Annotated in this window: 16 protein-coding genes; 1 reads left to right on the top strand and 15 read right to left on the bottom strand. The window is 63.5% G+C overall.

Annotated elements, in window-relative coordinates; all coding sequences use genetic code 11:
• Positions 1 to 16 precede the first annotated feature (16 nt).
• Complete coding sequence (selD, locus tag VD811_06410; GenBank protein ID HXV20604.1) at positions 17 to 1,057, top strand: selenide, water dikinase SelD; 1,041 nt, start codon at positions 17 to 19, stop codon at positions 1,055 to 1,057.
• Positions 1,058 to 1,212: 155 nt separating this feature from the next.
• On the opposite strand, the gene VD811_06405 is transcribed toward selD, so the two are convergent.
• The 15 genes from VD811_06405 to VD811_06335 form a co-directional block, all read right to left on the bottom strand.
• Positions 1,213 to 2,121 (bottom strand): PilZ domain-containing protein, encoded by a 909-nt coding sequence (locus VD811_06405; GenBank protein ID HXV20603.1) that lies wholly within the window; start codon positions 2,119 to 2,121, stop codon positions 1,213 to 1,215.
• A gap of 434 nt (positions 2,122 to 2,555) precedes the next feature.
• A complete protein-coding gene (tpx, locus tag VD811_06400) occupies positions 2,556 to 3,074 on the bottom strand; it encodes a thiol peroxidase (protein ID HXV20602.1) in 519 nt (172 codons plus the stop codon).
• An 84-nt stretch (positions 3,075 to 3,158) separates the two neighbouring features.
• On the bottom strand, positions 3,159 to 4,886 hold the full coding sequence (locus VD811_06395) for a radical SAM protein (protein ID HXV20601.1): 1,728 nt from the start codon (positions 4,884 to 4,886) through the stop codon (positions 3,159 to 3,161).
• 242 nt (positions 4,887 to 5,128) lie between these two features.
• A complete protein-coding gene (gene ftsZ / locus VD811_06390) occupies positions 5,129 to 6,274 on the bottom strand; it encodes a cell division protein FtsZ (protein HXV20600.1) in 1,146 nt (381 codons plus the stop codon).
• A 79-nt stretch (positions 6,275 to 6,353) separates the two neighbouring features.
• Positions 6,354 to 7,586, bottom strand: coding sequence for a cell division protein FtsA (gene ftsA / locus VD811_06385; protein HXV20599.1), 1,233 nt, complete (start codon positions 7,584 to 7,586; stop codon positions 6,354 to 6,356).
• Between the two features lie 24 nt (positions 7,587 to 7,610).
• Entirely contained in the window at positions 7,611 to 8,462 is an 852-nt protein-coding gene (locus VD811_06380; protein ID HXV20598.1) for an FtsQ-type POTRA domain-containing protein, read from the bottom strand.
• Between the two features lie 32 nt (positions 8,463 to 8,494).
• Complete coding sequence (locus tag VD811_06375) at positions 8,495 to 9,421, bottom strand: D-alanine--D-alanine ligase (GenBank protein ID HXV20597.1); 927 nt, start codon at positions 9,419 to 9,421, stop codon at positions 8,495 to 8,497.
• Between the two features lie 77 nt (positions 9,422 to 9,498).
• Positions 9,499 to 10,401 carry a UDP-N-acetylmuramate dehydrogenase gene (gene murB / locus VD811_06370; GenBank protein HXV20596.1) on the bottom strand — a complete coding sequence of 301 codons (903 nt, stop codon included), beginning with the start codon at positions 10,399 to 10,401 and terminating at the stop codon, positions 9,499 to 9,501.
• A gap of 1 nt (position 10,402) precedes the next feature.
• Positions 10,403 to 11,779, bottom strand: coding sequence for a UDP-N-acetylmuramate--L-alanine ligase (murC, locus tag VD811_06365; GenBank protein ID HXV20595.1), 1,377 nt, complete (start codon positions 11,777 to 11,779; stop codon positions 10,403 to 10,405).
• Between the two features lie 35 nt (positions 11,780 to 11,814).
• A complete protein-coding gene (murG, locus tag VD811_06360; GenBank protein HXV20594.1) occupies positions 11,815 to 12,885 on the bottom strand; it encodes an undecaprenyldiphospho-muramoylpentapeptide beta-N-acetylglucosaminyltransferase in 1,071 nt (356 codons plus the stop codon).
• A complete protein-coding gene (ftsW, locus tag VD811_06355; GenBank protein HXV20593.1) occupies positions 12,882 to 13,988 on the bottom strand; it encodes a putative lipid II flippase FtsW in 1,107 nt (368 codons plus the stop codon). Before ftsW ends, murG begins: the two co-directional genes overlap by 4 nt.
• Positions 13,989 to 13,991: 3 nt before the next feature.
• Positions 13,992 to 15,350 carry a UDP-N-acetylmuramoyl-L-alanine--D-glutamate ligase gene (gene murD / locus VD811_06350; protein ID HXV20592.1) on the bottom strand — a complete coding sequence of 453 codons (1,359 nt, stop codon included), beginning with the start codon at positions 15,348 to 15,350 and terminating at the stop codon, positions 13,992 to 13,994.
• A 63-nt stretch (positions 15,351 to 15,413) separates the two neighbouring features.
• The gene (gene mraY, locus VD811_06345) at positions 15,414 to 16,490 is read right to left on the bottom strand and encodes a phospho-N-acetylmuramoyl-pentapeptide-transferase (GenBank protein HXV20591.1); all 1,077 of its coding nucleotides are present in this window, start codon (positions 16,488 to 16,490) and stop codon (positions 15,414 to 15,416) included.
• 9 nt (positions 16,491 to 16,499) lie between these two features.
• The gene (gene murF / locus VD811_06340; GenBank protein HXV20590.1) at positions 16,500 to 17,894 is read right to left on the bottom strand and encodes a UDP-N-acetylmuramoyl-tripeptide--D-alanyl-D-alanine ligase; all 1,395 of its coding nucleotides are present in this window, start codon (positions 17,892 to 17,894) and stop codon (positions 16,500 to 16,502) included.
• Positions 17,891 to 19,402: a UDP-N-acetylmuramoyl-L-alanyl-D-glutamate--2,6-diaminopimelate ligase gene (locus VD811_06335; protein ID HXV20589.1), complete on the bottom strand. Its 1,512-nt coding sequence runs from the start codon at positions 19,400 to 19,402 to the stop codon at positions 17,891 to 17,893. Before VD811_06335 ends, murF begins: the two co-directional genes overlap by 4 nt.
• Positions 19,403 to 19,422 lie beyond the last annotated feature (20 nt).

Here is a 19,422-nt window from a genome sequence, read left to right as displayed (position 1 = left end):
AAAGGAGGTGACCCCCATGGCCGAGAAGCCCATCCGTCTGACCAGCCTCTCCCGCTCCAGCGGTTGAGCCGCCAAGCTGGCCCCCGGGCCGCTGGCGCAGGTGCTGCGTCAACTTCCCACCTTCGAGGATGAGAACCTCCTCTCCGCCGCCATTCCCTTTGCCGATGCCGGGGTCTACCGCCTCAACAATGAGCTGGCACTGGTGCAATCCGTTGATTTTTTCACCCCCGTGGTCGACGACCCGCGCAGCTACGGCCGCATCGCCGCTGCCAACGCCCTCTCCGACATCTACGCCATGGGCGGCCGGCCGCTGACGGCGCTTTCTCTGGTCGGCTTTCCGGCCTGCCTCGACCGCAGCATCCTGGTCGAGATCCTGCGCGGCGGCGTTGAAAAGGTCAAGGAAGCCGGCGCCGTCATCGTCGGCGGTCACACGGTCGACGACGAGGAGCCGAAGGTCGGCCTGGCGGTCACCGGCCTGGTCGACCCGAGGCGACTGGTGAGCACCGTCGGCGCCCGCCCCGGCGACGTACTGGTACTGACCAAACCGCTCGGCACCGGCATCCTCGCTACCGCCCTCAAGGGGGAGGTGCTCACTGAGGCCGACATGCGCGAAGCGATCGCCGGCATGGAAACCCTCAACCGGGCTGCCTGCGAAGCAATGCTCGAGGTCGGCGTGCATGCCTGCACCGACATCACCGGTTTCAGCCTGATGGGGCACGCCCTGGAGCTGGCCGAGGCGAGCTGCGTTCTGCTGGAGATCGACGTGGCCGCCCTCCCCGTCTACCCACAGACACGCGAGATGGCGGCGATGGGCCTGATTCCCGCCGGCAGCTACAGCAACCGCGGCCACTACCTGCCGCAGGTTCTGGAAGGACAGCGCCTGCCGGCTGAAGTGCTCGACATCCTCGCTGACCCCCAGACCTCAGGTGGCCTGCTGATGGCGGTCGCGGCGGAACGGCTTGACGCCCTGCTGGCGGCGCTAAGACAAGGAGGGGCAAATGGCTGGGTGATCGGAGGGGTAGGCGAAGCGCCGGCGGGACGATTGAAGGTTGTATAATAGCGGTCCCCCAGGACCACCGAAAAACAGGAGCGACCTGACAAGACCATCAGGCTGCCAGCCGCAGCTCACCCCCCCCGTGCAGCTGGTTTTCCCGATTATCACATTTGAAACTGCTTCCGTTTCGCAAGGGGCCTCCCACGAAGCAGGTCCGCTCAACTCCGCAGGTGCCTTCGGCAAACTGCTCCGTAAAGCGAGTCGGAGTCGCTATGCGTTACCGTAACCTGGGGGCCGGGAAGACCGAAGCAGGGGAAAACGGGATAGATGTCGTTTAGCAAGGAATGTCGGAGAAAATCCTCCAGTACACAGATGGTTTCCTGGTCCAGGGAATTGAAGCCGACGCCAACGCCTTGCAGATAATTATTTTCCTGCTTTGGCGTAAGCAGATAGATGACCCGGCTGCAAAGTTCCAGTTCCTTCTTCATGCCAAACAAGGGAATTCCCACGTCAAGCAAATCCCCTGTACGAATCTGCTGGCATGCGGTTTTAATGAAAGCGCCGCCGGTCCCCAGGCTCAGGATCTCGCCGAAATAATTGAACCCCCTGACGGAAAACAGGCAAGGCAGATGGGCCGGCATTCGTAGATGTTTTCTCGGATAATTAATCAGACAAGCGCTGACCAGGCGGTGCAGGGCGACCACGTCAAAAGGAAAGCACTGCGCCTCCGTCTTGCCCTGGGAGGTTTCCAGGAGTGCCCTTTCCTCGCTCAGAACGATCTGTGGGCAGCTCAATGGGCCGTTGCCAGCCAGCCTCTGTCCAAGTGAAAGCGAAACCTCCGGCAAGAGGGGGCGATCCAGAATGACTAGATCGGGGGGAGTTTTCCCCGGGGCAGGCATGAGCTTCCTGGCCTTGTTGTAAATACAAATCTCGGTTTCGCAGTTAATCAGCTCCAGAATCGGGCAAAGCCGCGCCAGATTAAACCCGGAAAGGTTTTTCTCGTGCTGAATGAGTAGAATATGAGGCTTTTTCATGAGACCTCCCGACTGGAGGACGCGCCCTTGCGAACCAAGCAAATGGGCGGTTTGCCCGGAAAACTCCTCTGAACTGCAAATAACTTTCTCCAACGGAACCTCCGCCTGGTCAATCCGGACAAGACAGGAGGCAACCCCTTCTCGATGCCGGGGATGGCAGAAATTGCCAGACTCATCTCCCAGTAAGGCAAGTATCGTGCCGACATTATTTAAATTTAATTTGTTAACAAAATTTCACTTTTTCAGGGAGGGTTTCGGTCAAAAAGGCTCATTCTGAGCCTATAAAATGAGTTTGCCCAAAGGAACCAGGTCTACCCTGGCGTGGCTGAGCTGATGGGCCAATCTATGGAAATTCCTTGAATTCTGGGGAAAGGAAGGCGCAAAAGTGTCAGGGTTGGACCAAAATTGTCACCAGGAGGCAGGCTTACGCTTGAGGAATCTCTCGCGGGACGGGACAGGGCGCAGAGAAAAAGGCCCCCTACCTTTTGCCTGTAATGGGGGCCTTTTTCTCGTAAATTGATGAAGCTTCAGACCAGTTTTTTTGCCGCCGCCAGCGCCGCTTCGTAATCCGGCTCGGCGGTAACCTCCTTGACGATTTCGCGGTAGGCCACCTTGTTGTTCTTGTCGATCACGAAGACCGAACGAGCCAGCAGCTTCAATTCCTTGATCAGCACCCCGTAGCTCAGGCCGAAAGAACGGTCCTGGTAATCGGAGAGGGTCTTCACCTTCTCGATGCCGGCATTGCCGCACCAGCGCTTCTGGGCGAAGGGAAGGTCGAGACTCACCGTATAGACGACCACATCGTCGGGTAGCCTGGCCGCCTGCTCGTTGAACTTGCGGGTCATGGTATCGCAGACCGGGGTGTCGAGGGAAGGAACGACGGTAATCAGGCGCACTTTTCCTTTGGTGTCGCCGAGGGTGACGGGCTGCAGGCCGTTGTCGACGACCTTGAAGTCGGGGGCCGCATCTCCTGCCTTGACATCCGGCCCGAGAAGGGTCATGGGGTTTCCCTTGAAGGTGATGACGCCGGTTCTCTCCTGTGACATAAACGGTTCTCCTTTGGTGAATAGGTTATCATAGCGGTCATAATTCTAGCGCCTCCGGCAGGGGTGTCAAGCGAGACGGCGTCGCTACCCGCACACCCCGCAGCGTCGACACCCCGGCGCGCAGCGCGGGGTGAATTTCCCCTCCAGGCCACGCTGATACTCCTGCCAGAGGTAGTCCCGGCGCACGCCGTTATCGAGGATCTCCCACGGGAAGACCTCGGCCTCACCCCGCTCCCGCGTGACGTAAAAAGCCGGATCGAGGCCGGCTTCCCGGCAGGCTGCTTTGAGACTGCTGCCGGCGGCGAGGGCAGGCAGAAGGCGGCCGACCCGCCGGTCGCCGCGCGCCAGAAAGGCCTGCAGAACGGCAGCCCGCAGCGGCTCGAAGATCACCTCGGTGTTCGCCAGTCGGGCCACGCCGGCGCGAATGGCGCGCATCTTCTTCTCCAGCGTCTTCTCTCCGTCCATGGGCGCCCACTGCAGCGGCGTGAACGGCTTGGGGATGAAGGGGTTCACCGACAGCGTGATGTGGCCCAGCCGGCCGATTTTCCGCCCCTCCTCCAGCCAGACTTCCCGAATTTTCGCCGCCAGCCCGAGCAACTCGGCCGTGTCCTCGTCCGTCTCCGTCGGCAGCCCGATGAGGAAATAGAGCTTGAGATTGGGAATCCCGCCGACCGCCAGCCGGCGCACGGCGGCCAGGATCTGCGCCTCGTCGAGCCCCTTGTTGATCAGGTCGCGCAGCCGCTGGCTGCCGGCTTCCGGGGCGAGGGCCACGGTGCGGTGCCCGGAGGCCTTGAGGGCGGAAACTTCTGCCTCGGTCAGGGAATCGATGCGCAGACTGGCCACCGACACCCTGCCGCCGCGGGCGAGGATTTCCTGCTGCAGCACCTCGATTGACGAGTAGTCGGATACCGCCGCGCCCACCAGCCCCACCTTCTGCCGGTGGCAGAGGCTCTCTTCGACCTGGGAGGTCAGCTTCTCCAGGCTGCGCTCCCGGGGCGGCAAGTAGATGTAGCCGGCGGCGCAAAAGCGGCAGCCGCGTGAGCAGCCGCGGGAAATCTCGGCGAGTGCCATGTCGCCGAACTCGGTCTCCTCGGTCAGAACGAAGTTGCGGGATTCATAACGGTCCAGGTCCGGCAGCCATTGACGCGTCACCCGTGGCGGGGTACCGTCGGCCGGCCGGTAGCGCTCAACCGTCCCGTCGCTGCGGTAATCCACTGCATAGAGGGAAGGGACGTAAAAACCCGGCAGGGCGGCGAGTCGGCGCAGCAGTTCCGGTCTCGCCAGAGCCTCCCCCGCCCGGACCTCGGCGACGAACGGCGGCAGCAGGACCTCGCCCTCGCCGACGGCGAACACATCCATGATCCCGGCCATCGGTTCGGGGTTGAGGAAGGCGCAGACCCCGCCGCACAGCACCAGAGGGAAGTGGTCGCTCCGCTCAGCAGCAAAGAGAGGGATGCGCCCCAGCGCGAAAATGGTCGGCAGGTTCAGGTAATCGTTTTCGAAGGAGACGGAAAAGGCAATGACGTCGAAATCGGCCAGAAACCGCCCGGATTCAAGGGAAAAGAGCGGGTAGCCGGTCTTCTCGTGTTCGGCCAGATCTTCCGGATCGGGGAGGAAAAACCGCTCGCAAAGAGTATCGTCGCGGCAGTTGAGCAGGTGATAGACGGAGAGAAAACCGAGATTGCTCATCGCCTGGTGGTAGGTGTTGGGGTAGACCAGGGCGACCGATAGGCGGCCGCCCCAGGGATTGGGACGGCAACCGCTTTCGGCCGCCAGGCGACGGCGGGACTTGTCGATGAGCTTGCGCGACATGTTTGAAATCCGTGATTCGTGTTTGGAAAAATCGTAAAACGCTAGAGCTGATCTTACCTTATCCGGCTGCGCTGGCAAAGAAAAAGGGGACCGCAGAGTGCGGTCCCCGTTGACGAGGGAGTCGTCGTCACATCACAGGAATGAATACAGCTCCCACTGGCGCCGGGCGGAGAACCGGCGTGGGATGCTGGCAGGCAGAGTCACTCGCCGCCAGACGGCGGCAAAAGAACCGAAACAGCCGCTCAGTCGACGCGTTTGCGCAGGAAGGTGGGGATATCGTACTGATCCTCATCCACCACCATGGTCCGCACCATCCGGGGCGAGTCCTTCTGCCGGTCGCGGATGAAGGTCGGCAGGTCGCGGTCCACCTTGTCCATTACGGTCTGGCTGCGCCCCTTGATCTCCTCGACCGGACGCTTGCCTTTTTCGAAGGTAGTGCCGAAACCGGTGGCGATGGCGGTGATCTTGATCCGGTCCCCCAGGTCCTCGTTGATCACCAGACCGATAATGATATTGGCATCCTCGTGGACCTTTTCGTGGATGATGCGGGAGGCTTCGTCGAATTCCTCCATGGTCATGTTGGAAGAGCCGGAGATATTGACCAGCACCCCCTTGGCCCCGGAGATGTCGATATCCTCCAGCAGCGGACTGCTGATTGCCCGCTGTGCCGCCTCGACGGCGCGCCGGTCCCCCTCGGCGATGCCGATACCCATCATTGCCATGCCACGCTCGCTCATGATCGCCTTGACATCGGCGAAGTCGACGTTGATCAGGCCGTGGGTGGTGATCAGGTCCGAGATCCCCTGCACTGCCTGACGCAGCACATCGTCCGACGGCTTGAATGCATCGAGGATGCTCATGTTCTTGCCGGCCAGCCCGAGCAGCCGGTCATTGGGGATGACGATCAGGCAGTCGACCATTTCCTTGAGCAGGCCGACCCCTTCTTCGGCCTTCTTCAAACGCTGCTTCCCCTCCCGGGAGAAGGGCTTGGTCACCACGCCGACGGTCAGCGCGCCGACTTCCCGGGCCACTTCGGCGATGATCGGCGCCGCACCGGTGCCGGTGCCGCCGCCGAGGCCGGCGGCAATGAACACCATATCGGCCCCCTGCAGCACCTGGGCCAGGGCGGCCCGGTCCTCCAGCGCCGCCTCGCGGCCGACCTCCGGGTTGGCTCCTGCCCCGAGCCCCTTGGTCAGTTTCCCGCCGAGCTGGATCTTCATCGACGCCCGGTTGGTCTTGAGGGCCTGGGCGTCGGTGTTGGCGGCGATAAAGTCCACCCCCTCGACATGGGAGAGGATCATCGTGTTGACTGCATTGCCACCGCCGCCGCCAACGCCGACCACCTTGATTTTTGCCGCCTGATCGATACTCTCATCAAATTCGAACATGACTCCCTCCGATCTCGGATACGGGCGGTGACTCTCCGCGCTCCCGCCCATGGTTAACTGCAATCTGGTTTTTCAAGTCTCAGAAAAATTCGCCGAACCACTCTTTCATCCGGCGGATGACCTTGTCGAACACATTCTCCTGGCCGATGCTGAAATTGCTGATCTGCAGGTTGCGGCTGCCGTACTTGACCAGGCCGACGCCGGTGGCGTAGACGGGGGAGTTGACCACGTCCGTCAGCCCGCCGATGTCCCGCGGTACGCCCCGCCGCACCGGCAGGTTGAAGATCTGCTCGGCCAGTTCCGGCATTCCCGGCAAAATCGCGCTGCCGCCGGTGATCACGACGCCCGAGGCGATCACATCTTCGAAGCCGCTCTTGACGATCTCGCGGTTCACCAGGGTGAAGATTTCTTCCATCCGCGGCTCCAGGATCTCGGCCAGCAGCTGCCGGGAGAGGACACGCGGCTCACGGCCGCCGACCGAGGGGACCTCGATTGTCTCGTCCTTGCCGACCATGGAGGTGAGGCAGCAGCCGTACTTGCGCTTGATCTTTTCGGCCTCGGCCGTCGGCGTGCGCAGGCCGACGGCGATGTCGTTGGTCAGGTGATTCCCTCCCAGGGAGAGGACCGCCGTGTGCTTGATTGCGCCGTCGACAAAGATGGCGATGTCGGTGGTGCCGCCGCCGATATCGAGCAGGGCCACGCCGAGGCCCTTCTCGTCGTCGGAGAGAACGGCCTCGGAAGAGGCGAGCTGTTCGAGAACGATGTCGGCCACGTCGACCCCGGCCCGGTTGCAGCTCTTGATAATGTTCTGGGCACTGGCCACGGCGCCGGTGACGATGTGCACCTTGGCTTCCAGCCGCACCCCGTTCATGCCGAGCGGCTCCTTGATGCCGTCCTGGTCGTCGATGATGAACTCCTGGGGAAGGATGTGGATCACTTCGCGATCCATGGGGATGGCGATCGCCTTGGCGGCGTCGATCACCCGTCGGATGTCGTCGTTGTTCACCTCGCGGGTCTTGATGGCGATTACCCCCTGCGAGTTCATTCCCTTGATATGGCCGCCGGCGATCCCGGCGAAGACCGACTTGATTTCGCAGCCGGCCATCAGCTCCGCCTCCTGCAGCGCCTTCTTGATGGCCCCGACTGTCCCCTCGATGTTGATCACCACACCTTTGCGCAGCCCTTGGGAAGGGCTGGTGCCGATCCCGACGATATCGAGACTTCCGTCGTCGTTGAGGTTGCCGACGATGGCACAGATCTTGGTGGTGCCGATGTCCAGTCCGACGACCAGGTTTTCCCGCTTGCTACTCATCGCTCTTCCTTTCCCCGCTGATTTCTAACCGTTGCCAATTGTCCGCCTGCTATCCACCTTGACGATGACCCGGTCAGCGACGTTGAGATCGATGTACTTCAGGACCGGCAGTCGCGGTTCGAGTTCTGGATAGATGCGTTCCAGGCGATCGAGCTTGCTGTTGAAATTGCTGTAGCCCATATGGACCGGAACCCCGCCGCTGAAGGTATAGAGGGTCAACCCGTCGGTCTGGTCGATATGCAGTTCTGAAACATCGTCGAGGGAAAAGATGCGCCGGCCGGCCAGTTCGTCGAGCAGCAGCACAGCCTCTTCCAGATGCTTCCGGCAATCCCCCGGGTTCTCCAGGAGGGTGCGCCGGTCGATGCCGGTGACCACCGGATAATCGATGCTGTCTTCAGGGCCCAGCACCTTGAAGATCTCCCCGTCGGCATCGAGGTAATAGAGATAGCCGAGGTTGATCACCGCCTTGGGCACTCGCTCGCGGACGCTGATGACCACCTCGCGGGGCAAGACCCGCTCCACCCGGGCTGTGGCAATCCAGGGGTTTTCCTCGATTTTGCGGCCGATCAACTCCAGTTCGAGATCAAAGATATTCATCCCGGGGCGGATGTCGGAGAGCTCGACGACCTCTTCCTCACTCACCCGACCGAGGTTTTCCACCCGCACCTTGGCGACGCCGAAGTAGCCCGAGTGGAAGACCTGCCGGGCCGCCAGCCCGGCGCCGCCAAGCAGCAGGACAACCAGCGACAGCTTGCCGATGAGCACGCCGATGCCGAGCGCACGCTGGAAAAACTTGCGCCAGTCACGCGGCTCTTTCTGCCGCTTGCGCCGGTTGACCTTGACCTTGACCGGTTTTTGGGATTTGAAATCCCGCATGCATTGCCCCTTGCCTCTGCGGCGTGCCGCGGCTACTTGCCCAGCGCCGCCCCGTCGAGTATCCGCTGAACCAGTTCACCGAAAGAGATGCCGTTCTGCCGGGCTGCCTTCGGCAGCAGGCTGGTCTCGGTCATCCCCGGAATAGTGTTGACCTCCAGACAGTAGAATTCGCGCTCGCGCACCATGAAATCGACCCGGGCGGCCCCGGCGCAACCGAGCGCCCGAAAGGCGGCCACTGCCACCTGCTGCAGCCGTTCGTAGAGAGCGCCCTCAAGGGGGGCGGGGACGAGGTATTCGGTCTGGCCCGCCGTATACTTGGCCTGAAAATCGTAGAAGCCCCCCTTGGGAACGACCTGGATAACCGGCAGGGGCTCACCTTCGAGCACGCCGACGGTGACCTCCAGCCCTTGGATGAAGTCTTCCACCAGCACCAGATCATCGTGGGCCAGCGCACTCTCCAGACCGGCGCGCAACTCTTGGGCGTTGCGGACGATACTGACACCGATGGTCGAGCCTTCGCGGGCCGGCTTGACGACCAGGGGAAAGTGCCGGTGCCGGGAAAGAAACTCTTCCTTGGCAATGCCCCGTTGAAAGACGTCGAAAGCCGGGGTCGGCAGCTCATGGTAGAGCAGGATTTTCTTGGTGGTCACCTTGTCCATGGCGACCGCGGAAGCCATGACTCCGCTGCCCGTATAGGGGATGCCGAGAAGTTCCAGCATCCCCTGTACCGTGCCGTCCTCGCCGAAACGGCCGTGCAGGGCGATGAATGCCACCTCGGCCTTTTCCGCTTCCAGGCGCGCCGCCAGGTCCCGCCCGGCATCGATGCCGGCGGCCGTGTAACCCGCCTCCTGCAGCGCGGCGAGCACCGCCCGTCCGGTGCGCAGCGAAATCTCCCGCTCGGCGGAGAGGCCGCCCATGAGAACGGCAATTTTTTTCGATTTCAGCTCGTCACGTGTCATGTCAAAGCCTGGTTTCAGGTTGCAGTTCGATTATAGGCCTTCGAATATCAGATTTTTCTGATATCACCTTTTCCGTTTCAATCGTCGCCGATGATCCGCACCTCTGGATCCAGTTCGATGCCTGAGTGCTGCAACACCTTCTCGCGGACCCGATCGATCAGCGCCAGGATATCCTGTGCGCTGGCACCGCCACGGTTGACAATGAAATTGGTGTGCCTTTCGGCCACCTGCGCTCCGCCGATGGTCTCACCGCGCAGACCTGCCGCGTCGATCAGCCGCCAGGCCTGCTGCCCTTCCGGATTTTTGAATACCGAGCCGGCGTTCGGCGCGCCCACCCTCTGGGCCGCTTGCCGCTGCTGCAGGCGGCGACGGATAACCTCTTCCAGGTGGGCCGGGTCCGCCGCACGGAATTGCAGCATCGCCGCCGCCAGCACCCGCGCCGGCGGGAGGTTCGACCCGCGGTAGGCGAATTGCAGCTGCTCCCCCCGCCACGGCTCTTCACCCTGCGGACCGGCGAGGTGCACCTCGCGCACCACATCCGCCATTTCCTGCCCGGCGGCCCCGGCGTTCATGACGATGCCGCCGCCGACCGTACCGGGAATACCCGCCAAGGCCTCGAGGCCAGCCAGGCCACGGGCGGCGGCTTCCCGAATCAGGGTCATCATCGGCACCCCGCCTTCGGCCTGCGCCCTGCCGTCCTCGGCAAATGTGAGTCGCCGAAGTCCGCCGGTATGCAGCACCGCCCCGCGGACACCGCCGTCGCGGACCAGCAGATTGCTGCCGGCGCCGAGGGCCACCCAGGGAACGCCGGCCGCCGCGAGCAGTCGCAGGGCGGTCACCAGCTCTTCCCTGTCGGCAGGTACGATGAAGAGGTCGGCCGGACCGCCGACCCGCCAGGTTGTATGCCGGCAGAGAAGCTCATCGGCAGTAACCGTCCCCTTCAGTCGGGAACGTAGGGTTTCAAAGAGCGTTTCGCCCACTTCAGCCTTTTTCCAGAAGTTGCCGCACCAGTTGCTCGCCGACCTGCCAGACACTGCCGGCGCCGAGGGTGATGACGATGTCTCCGGGCTGCACCACCGTCAGCAGATGCCCGACCACGGCATCTCGCTCGCCGATGAACCGGGTATCCCGGTGGCCATGGCTGGCGATCCCTTCGGCCAGCCTCTGGCCATCGGCGCCGGCAATCGGTTCTTCGCCGGCCGCGTAGACATCCATGACCACGACCTGGTCGGCCTGATAGAAGGCCGTGACAAACTCGTCGAACAGTGCCCGGGTCCGGGTGTAGCGGTGCGGCTGGAAAACCACGATCAGCCGCCGCTCCCAGCCGCTGCGGGCGGCCGCCAAAGTCGCCTTGATCTCGGCCGGGTGGTGGCCGTAGTCGTCGACCACCATGATTCCGTCGGCATCGTGCTTGATCTGGAAGCGGCGCTGCACGCCGCCGAAATCCTGGAACCCCTCGGCGATGTTGCCGAAGGGGAGTTCGAGTTCACGGGCTACCGCCACCGCCGCCAGAGCATTGAGCACGTTGTGCCGGCCGGGCATGCGGATGGAGAGATGGCCGAGACGCTCGCCGCGGTAGTGGACGCTGAAGGCGGTGCGGTCGCCGCGATGTTCGATGTCGGTGGCGTTGTAGTCGGCCTGAGTGTTCAGCCCATAGGTGACGAAGCGTTTCTTAACATGGGGGATCAGCGCCTGGATGTTCGCATCATCGAGACAGAGGACGGCGAGACCGAAGAAGGGAACCTTGTTGATGAAGTCGACGAAGGTCTCCTTGATCTGTTCGAGGTCCCGGTAGAAGTCGAGGTGGTCGGCATCGATGTTGGTGACCACGGCGATGGTCGGCGACAGTTTAAGAAAGGAGCCGTCCGACTCGTCCGCCTCGGCCACCAGGAATTTGCCCTGCCCCTGCTTGGCGTTGGAGCCGAGGGAATCGAGCCGGCCGCCGATTACCGCCGTCGGGTCGATGCCCCCGTGCGAAAGGACTGTGGCCACCATGCTGGTGGTAGTCGTTTTGCCGTGCGTGCCGGCCACGGCGATGCCGTATTTCATGCGCATCAGCTCGGCGAGCATCTCGGCGCGGGGAATCACCGGGACGAGGCGGCGATGAGCCTCGGCCACTTCGGGATTGTCGGCCTTGACGGCGGTGGAGGTAACCACCACGTCGGCCGCCACGATGTTTTCCGCCCGGTGCCCGTAGGCAATCGTCCCGCCCAGTTCTGCCAGTCGCCGGGTGATTTCCGACTCCCGCAGGTCCGAGCCTGACACCTCGTACCCGAGATTGAGCAGAACCTCGGCGATCCCGCTCATGCCGATGCCGCCGATGCCGACGAAATGAATTTTACGGATTTTACCGTACATTTGTTATTCACCTGTCACGAGTTGCCAGTTATGGATCAGCGGGCGATCGCCCGGCATTCCTCCAGAATCAGATCGGCAGCGCCCCGCCGGCCGAACGAGCGGGCGGTGGCCGCCATCGTCAGCACGCGTTCCCGGTCGCCGAGCAAGTCGCTGCTCACCCTTGCCAGCCGCTCCGCCGTCAGCTCGGCCTGCGGCAGCAGCAGGGCCGCGCCGTGCTGCGCCAGCGCCCGGGCGTTGCCCGTCTGGTGGTCGGCCGCAGCAAACGGGTAGGGGATCAGGATCGCCGGCCGGCCACAGGCGGTCAGTTCGGCGATGGTGGTTGCCCCGGCCCGGCAGATGACCAGATGGGCCGCGGCATAGGCGGCGGCCATGTCGTCAATGAAGGGCACCACGCCGGCATCTTCCCAGCCCGCCTGCCGATATCCCTGGCGAACCTGTTCCAGGTCCTCGGCACCGGTCTGGTGCACGATGCGCAGCCGCCCCCGGAAACCTTCCAGCAGAGGCAGGGCCTGCACCACTATTTGATTGATCGCCCGCGCACCCCGGCTGCCGCCGAAGACCAACAGCTGCGGCGCCCCCTCCGGCACGGCAGGACATTCCTCCATCCCTCGCCGCAACGGGTTGCCGGTCAGCACCGTCCGCCCGCGGTGGAAAGCCCGGTCCGCGTCGGCGAAGGAGAGACAGACCCGCTCCGCCCAGCGGGCGAGCAGGCGGTTGGCGAGACCGGGCCAGGCGTTCTGCTCATGAATCAGAAAGGGCACCCCCTTCAGCTTCGCGGCCAGCAGCACCGGCGCCGAGGCGTAACCGCCAACGCCCACCACCACATCCGGGCGGAATTTTTCGAGGATGCGCTGCGACTGGCGCACGCTTTTGAACAGCTGCGGCAGAATGGCCAGCTTCGCCGCCGGCCCTTTGCCGACAAAGCCGCTGATCTCGATGGTCCTGAGCGGCAGCCCCAGCTTCGGCAGAATGCTCGCCTCGATCCCCCGTTCGGTCCCGACGAACAGCACCTGGCCTCCGTATTCGGTTTCGAGCATCCGCTGGGCGATCGCCACGGCAGGAAAAAGGTGGCCTCCGGTGCCGCCACCGGCCAGCAGCATCCTCATCGCACCTCTCCCGATGCCTGACTGGAGATGTTGAGCAGTATCCCCACCGCCAGCAGCGTCGTTAGCAGACTCGTCCCCCCGTAGGAGAGAAACGGCAGCGCGAGTCCCTTGGTCGGCAGCAATCCCATGACCACTGCCATATTGACGAAGGCTTCGAGACCCAGCAGGATCGTCACCCCGAAGGCAAGGTAACGGCCGAAGTCGTCCGGAGCCCCGAGAGCGGTGCGCATCCCGCGCATGACCAGAACGAGAAACATCGCGGCGATGACCAGCACACCGGCAAAGCCGAGTTCCTCACCGACCACGGAAAAGATGAAGTCGGTATGCGCCTCCGGCAGGTAGAACAGCTTCTGTTTCCCCTCGCCGAGGCCGTTGCCGAAGAGGCCGCCGGTGCCGAAGGCGATCCAGCTCTGGATGATCTGAAAGCCGGTGTTGGTCGGATCCTCCCATGGATCGAGGAAGGCCAGGATCCGCTTGCGCCGGTAAGCGACGTTCATCACCGCGAAGTAGAGAAACGGCACCGCCAGAATCACCACCGACAGGAGGTAGGAGAGGCGCGTTCCGGCGACCAGCAGCATCACCATGGCCACCGCGCCGAGCGTCAGGGCGCCGCCGAGGTCGGGCTGCAGCAGCATCAGGAAGAGGAGCACGGCCAGCACCACCATGTAGGGGATGAAGCCGAGCTTGAAGCTCTTGATCTTCTCCCTCTTCTTGGCCAGGGAGTGGGCCATGTAGAGGATCAGCCCCAGCTTCGCCAGTTCGGCGGGCTGGATCGAAAAACCCGGCAGCCGGATCCAGCGGGCGGCGCCGCCGGCATGAGTGCCGATCCCGGGAATCAGCACTGCCACCAGCAGCACCGCGCAGCAGAGGAAGAACGGTATCACCAGGCGGCGCAGGTGGTGGTAGTCGATGCGCATCACGACCGCCATCAGGGCAAAACCGAGCACGGCATACAACCCCTGCCGTTTGAGAAAATACAGGCCGTCGCCAAAGCGCTTGGCGGCCATGATGGAAGAGGAAGAGTAGACCATGACGACACCGAAGCAGGTGAGCACCACCGCCAGCAGAAGAATCGTCATGTCGTGGCCCTTGCGCGCTTCCATCGGCTAGACGGCCTCCTTCTCCGGCAAGGCCAGGACGGCACGGGTGAAAACGTCGCCACGCTCCTCGTAGCTTTTGAACATGTCGAAGCTGGAGCAGCCGGGCGAAAGCAGCACCGAGCCGCCCACCGGGGTGAGTTCCCGCGCCCGCGATACTGCCGCTTCCAGCGTATCGGCCCGTTCGGTACGGGTCAGATTGCCCAGCGCCTCGGCGATGCGGGGAGCCGCCTGGCCGATCAGGATCAGGTGGGCCACCTTCTCCCGCACCAGGGGAGCGAGAGGAGCATAATCGCCCCCCTTGTCCTTGCCGCCGGCAATCAGAGTCACCGGCGCGGCCAGACCGGCCAGGCTCTTCACCACACTGCCGACATTGGTCCCCTTGGAGTCGTTGTACCAGGTCACTCCGTCGAGCTGTCGGACCGGCACCATGCGATGAGCCAGGCCGGCAAAGCGACAGGCGGCCGACCAGGCAAGCTCCGGCGGGCACCCCTCGAGGAGTGGCGGAATCAGCGCGGCCATGACGTTCTCGACGTTGTGCAGCCCCTTGAGCTGCAGCCTCGCCAAGGGAAAGCGCCGCTCCATCCCGGAATAACGCCAGACGATCTCCTCCCCGTCCAGACCCATTCCTTCAGGAAGCAGTCGGCGCGAAGAAAAGAGGATCCGGCGCGGCCGGATATCGGCAGCAGCCGCCATGACCAGGGGATCCTCGGCGTTCAGTACGGCAACATCCGCCTCGCCCATGTTGGCAAAGATCTGCAGCTTGGCGGCAACGTAGCTCGCCATGTCGGGGTAGCGGTCGAGGTGATCCTCGGTGATATTGAGAAGCAGCGCATAGCGCGGACGAAAATCACAAATCGCCTCGAGCTGGAAGGAGGAGAGCTCGGCAACCAGCCAGTCCCATTCCCCGTCGACCGCCTCGATGAGCGGGGTACCCAGATTGCCGCCGACGAAGGTCCGCTTGCCCCAGGCGCTGAACATCTCGCCCATCAGCGTCGTCGTCGTCGATTTGCCGTTGGTCCCGGTGATCGCCGCCAGCGGCGCGGTGAGTTCGCCGAAAGCGATCTCGATCTCGCCGAGCACCCTCACTCCGGCATGTCGGGCGACCGCCACCGCCGGCACACTTAACGGCACACCGGGGCTCACCGCCACCAGGTCGGCGGCCAGGAAGAGTTCCGGGGTGTGCCCGCCGAGATCGAGGCGGACGCCCAACTCGCGAAGCGGCCCGAGGTCGCCGATCCGTTCGGCCGAGCGGCTGTCGGAAAGGGTGACGGTCGCCCCGCGGCGGCAAAAATAACGGGTCAGGGCCAGCCCGGTGGCGCCGGCGCCGATGACGACAACTTTTTGTCCGGAAAAATCACGTCGCATTCGTAGTTCCTGGTTGCGGGTCCCCAATCCGGGGCTTGCCTCTTGCCTCGGGCCGCGGGCCTTTTACCTCAACTTCAGCGTCGACAGGGCCACCAGGGCCAGAATGATGCTGATGATCCAGAACCGCACGATGATCTTCGGCTCGGGCCACCCCTTGAGCTCGAAATGGTGATGGATCGGCGCCATGCGGAAAATTCTCTTGCCGTAGAGCCGGAACGAGGTCACCTGGAAGATCACCGAAAGGGCTTCCATGACGAAGATGCCGCCGACGATGACCAGGACGATCTCCTGCTTGGTGATCACCGCGATGGTGCCAAGCGCCCCGCCCAGTGAAAGCGATCCGACATCCCCCATGAACACCTGCGCGGGATAGCTGTTGAACCAGAGAAAACCGAGGCCGGCCCCGACCATCGAGCCGCACAGCACGGAAAGCTCGCCCGCCCCCTGGACGCTGCTGATCTGCAGGTATTCGGCCACCCGGGCGTGGCCGGTGACGTAGGCGAAGAGCAGATAGGTGGCCGAGGCGATGATCATCGGCCCGATCGCCAGCCCGTCCAGGCCGTCGGTCAGGTTGACGGCGTTACTCGCCCCGACGATGACCAGCATGGCGAAGGGGATGTAGAACATCCCCAGATCGGGACTCACCGCCTTCAGGAAGGGGACGGTCAGCGTCGTCTGGAACGGCGGATAGATGTAGAGCAGCCACCCTGCCGTCAGCGCGATCAGCAGCTGCCAGAACATCTTCTGCCGGGGCGAGATGCCGTCGCTGTTTTTCAGCTTCACCTTGCGGTAATCATCGATGAAGCCGATCACGCCGTAACCGACTGTCACCAGCAGCACCACCCAGACGTAGACGTTGGTCAGGTCGGCCCAGAGCAGAGTCGGCAGGACGATCGCCAGCAGAATCAGGGCGCCACCCATGGTCGGCGTTCCCTCTTTCTTGAAATGCGACTCGGGTCCCAGCTTGCGGATCGTTTGGCCGATCTGCAGGCTGGAGAGCTTGTTGATCAGCCAGGGGCCGAAGATGAACGAAATCACCAGCGCCGTGATGGTGGCATAGATGGTCCGGAACGTGATGAAGCGAAACACGTAGAGGGCCGAGAATTCGGTATGCAGTGGATAGAGAAGGTGATAGAGCATGGGCGGCCCCTAACCGTTGCCGGCGGCTAAAGAATTTTCCGAATCCCGCAGTGCGGCCCCAACTTTTTCCATCCGCATGCCGCGCGACCCCTTGACCAGCAGCCGGTCTCCCGGCCGCAGCAGGGAACGCAGCCGGTCGGCCGCCTCCGCATGGGAGGAGACAATCTGCACGCGGTCGGCCGGCATCCCCTGCTGCCGGGCTCCGGCGGCGGTCTCGCCGGCCATGGCGCCGAGCAGGATAAGGAAGTCGCAGCGCTGCGCCGCCTCGGCACCGATCTGCCGGTGCAACTCGGCCGCCTCGGCGCCAAGTTCCAGCATGTCGCCGAGAACGGCAATGCGGCGCCCGTTTCCACCCATCTCGTCGAGGGCCGTCAGGGCCGCCCGGACCGACAGGGGATTGGCGTTGTAGGTATCCTCGATCAGGAGGGTACCGTTGCCAAGGTCGACCAGTTCCATCCGGCCATGGCCACCGCGGAAGGTCTGCAGGCCGCGCACGATTGCTGTGGCCGGCACCGCCAGCGCCACCGCCGCGGCGGCGGCGGCGAGGGCGTTGTAGACATTATGGCGACCGGCGACCGCCAGCGTCACCGGCCAGTCTCCTTCCGGCAGGAACAGCCGGAAGGAGACCGCAGCACCGGCAACGGCGACTTCCTCTGCCCGGATTTCGGCGCTGGCGGAGAACCCGTAGTGGAGGCGACGCACGCCGTTGGCCACCGGCAACTGTGCCACGCGCTCATCGTCGGCATTGATCACGGCTGTCCCGCCGGCCTTCAGCGCAGCAAAAAGTTCCCCCTTGGCCCGGGCCACACCATCAAGACCATGCAGAGTTTCAAGGTGCGCCGGCCCCACATTGGTGATGATTCCAACTTCGGGAAGGGCTATTTCCGCCAGACGGGCGATCTCCCCCCGGGCGCTCATCCCCATCTCGAGCACGGCCCAGCGATGCTCCGGCGCCAACCGGAAGAGTGTCAGAGGCAGTCCGACCAGATTGTTGAAGTTTCCCTCGGTCTTGAGCCCCGGGGCAGTCCCGGAGAGGATCGCGGCCAGCATCTCCTTTGTGGTGGTCTTGCCGGAAGAACCGGTCACCGCCACCACCGGTCCGGAAAAATCGCGGCGAATTGCTGCAGCCAGGTCCCCGAGGGCCTGCAGGGTATTTGCCACCTGGATGACCGGCACCGGGAAACCGGCGATCACGTCCTCGCTCAGGCAGGCGGCCGCCCCACGACGGACAGCCTGGGTGAGAAAATCGTGACCGTCAAATTTTTCACCCCGCAGAGGGACGAAAAGCTCCCCCGGAGACACGGAACGGCTGTCGGTGGAGATGCCGGTCACGGCAACCCGCGCACCTGCCGGAGTTAGCCGGCCGGCGGTCGCCTGGGCAATTTTCTGCAGATCGAGGTTCATGGCGTTACCTCCGGCCCGGCCAAGGCCCGGCGCAATTCCTCACGGTCATCGAAGTGTCGCCGTTCGCGGCCAACGATCTGGTAATCCTCATGCCCCTTGCCGGCGACGAGCAACAGGTCGCCGGGTTGCAGCAGGGTAACAGCAAATTCGATCGCTTCCCGGCGGTCGGGGATGGTGACAAAACCGTTCCCACGCATCGACTGCGCCTCCTGCCGGCTCCATTCACAGGGATGCACTCGCAGCACTCCCTGCTGTATCTCCCCCAGGATGGCCAGCGGATCCTCAGTTCGCGGGTTGTCGGAGGTCAGCACCGCCAGGGTCGAGAGTCGCGCAACCACTTCGCCCATGATCGGCCGCTTGCGCCGGTCACGGTCACCGCCGCAGCCGAAGACGGTGATGATCCGTTTGGGGGAGAGTTCGCGCAGTGTCGTCAGCACCTTTTCCAGGGCGTCGCCGGTATGCGCGTAATCGACCAGAACGAGTGCGCCGCAGTCGTTCTCGACGCGCTCGAGCCGGCCGGGGACGAGGGTGGCGGTGGCCAGACCCTCAGCGATCAGGTCCGGAGCAAGGCCCAGGGCCAGACCGGCACCCGCGGCGCAGAGCAGGTTCTGCAGATTGAACAGGCCCAGCAGAGGCGAACGCAGGGTAAAAGGCCCCTCCGGGGTGTCGATTGTTCCCTCGATCCCGGCCAGCGAAAGATGCACCTCCCGCGGCCGGATCAGGGCAGCTGCCGACAGGCCGCAGGTCAGGCTCGACGGCAGTTCCGCCGCCAGCCGGGCGCCGTAGGCGTCGTCGATATTGATGACCGGCCGGCCGCCGTCGACGGCGAGCAGCTCGGTAAAGAAGCGGCGCTTGCTGGCGTAGTAATTCTCCATGTCGCCGTGGTAGTCCAGATGCTCGGGAGTAAGATTGGTGAAGACCCCGACGGCGAAATGAACTCCGTCCACCCGCAGCTGGTCGAGGGCATGGGAGGAAACCTCCATGACCAGGCTGTCCGCCCCCTGCGCGCGGAATCCGGCTACGGTCTGCAACAGGTCCACCGACTCGGGGGTGGTATGAGGCGCCGGCAACTGCGCGCCGCCAAAGCGGTAGTTCACAGTTCCAAGCACCGCCGGGTGGCGGCCGGCAACCCGCAGGACCGACTCGAGCAGGTAGGTGACCGTGGTCTTGCCGTTGGTCCCGGTTACACCGACCGTCGCCATCGCCGCCGTCGGGTCGCCGAAAAACTCAGAGGACGCCAGGGCCATCGCTCGCCTGGCATTGTCGACCACTATCCCGGCGACCCCGGCGGGAAGCGGGTGTTCCTCTTCCATGATTATCGCTACAGCACCCCGGGCAAGGGCGTCATCGATGAACTGGTGTCCATCGACGGCACTTCCCCGCACGGCAAAAAAGGCTCCACCTGGGGAAACCCGCCGCGAATCGTAGTAAAGACCGGCGATTTCCGTATCCTGGGAGCCCGAGAAACGGCGTACAGGGATTCTTTTAAGCAGAGCTGAAATCTTCATAGAATCCACTATTTTCTTAT

It is taken from the genome of Desulfuromonadales bacterium (assembly GCA_035620395.1).
Classification (GTDB): domain Bacteria; phylum Desulfobacterota; class Desulfuromonadia; order Desulfuromonadales; family DASPGW01; genus DASPGW01.
Note: the sequence above shows the minus strand (reverse complement) of the source record. Positions and strands in the feature narration are given on the sequence as shown.

Coding starts and splice junctions, on each gene's coding strand:
- tpx (HXV20602.1), bottom strand. CDS start 3,074: ATGTCACAGGAGAGAACCGGCGTCATCACCTTCAAGGGAAACCCCATG.
- VD811_06395 (HXV20601.1), bottom strand. CDS start 4,886: ATGTCGCGCAAGCTCATCGACAAGTCCCGCCGTCGCCTGGCGGCCGAA.
- ftsZ (HXV20600.1), bottom strand. CDS start 6,274: ATGTTCGAATTTGATGAGAGTATCGATCAGGCGGCAAAAATCAAGGTG.
- ftsA (HXV20599.1), bottom strand. CDS start 7,586: ATGAGTAGCAAGCGGGAAAACCTGGTCGTCGGACTGGACATCGGCACC.
- VD811_06380 (HXV20598.1), bottom strand. CDS start 8,462: ATGCGGGATTTCAAATCCCAAAAACCGGTCAAGGTCAAGGTCAACCGG.
- VD811_06375 (HXV20597.1), bottom strand. CDS start 9,421: ATGACACGTGACGAGCTGAAATCGAAAAAAATTGCCGTTCTCATGGGC.
- murC (HXV20595.1), bottom strand. CDS start 11,779: ATGTACGGTAAAATCCGTAAAATTCATTTCGTCGGCATCGGCGGCATC.
- murG (HXV20594.1), bottom strand. CDS start 12,885: ATGAGGATGCTGCTGGCCGGTGGCGGCACCGGAGGCCACCTTTTTCCT.
- ftsW (HXV20593.1), bottom strand. CDS start 13,988: ATGGAAGCGCGCAAGGGCCACGACATGACGATTCTTCTGCTGGCGGTG.
- murD (HXV20592.1), bottom strand. CDS start 15,350: ATGCGACGTGATTTTTCCGGACAAAAAGTTGTCGTCATCGGCGCCGGC.
- mraY (HXV20591.1), bottom strand. CDS start 16,490: ATGCTCTATCACCTTCTCTATCCACTGCATACCGAATTCTCGGCCCTC.
- murF (HXV20590.1), bottom strand. CDS start 17,894: ATGAACCTCGATCTGCAGAAAATTGCCCAGGCGACCGCCGGCCGGCTA.
- VD811_06335 (HXV20589.1), bottom strand. CDS start 19,402: ATGAAGATTTCAGCTCTGCTTAAAAGAATCCCTGTACGCCGTTTCTCG.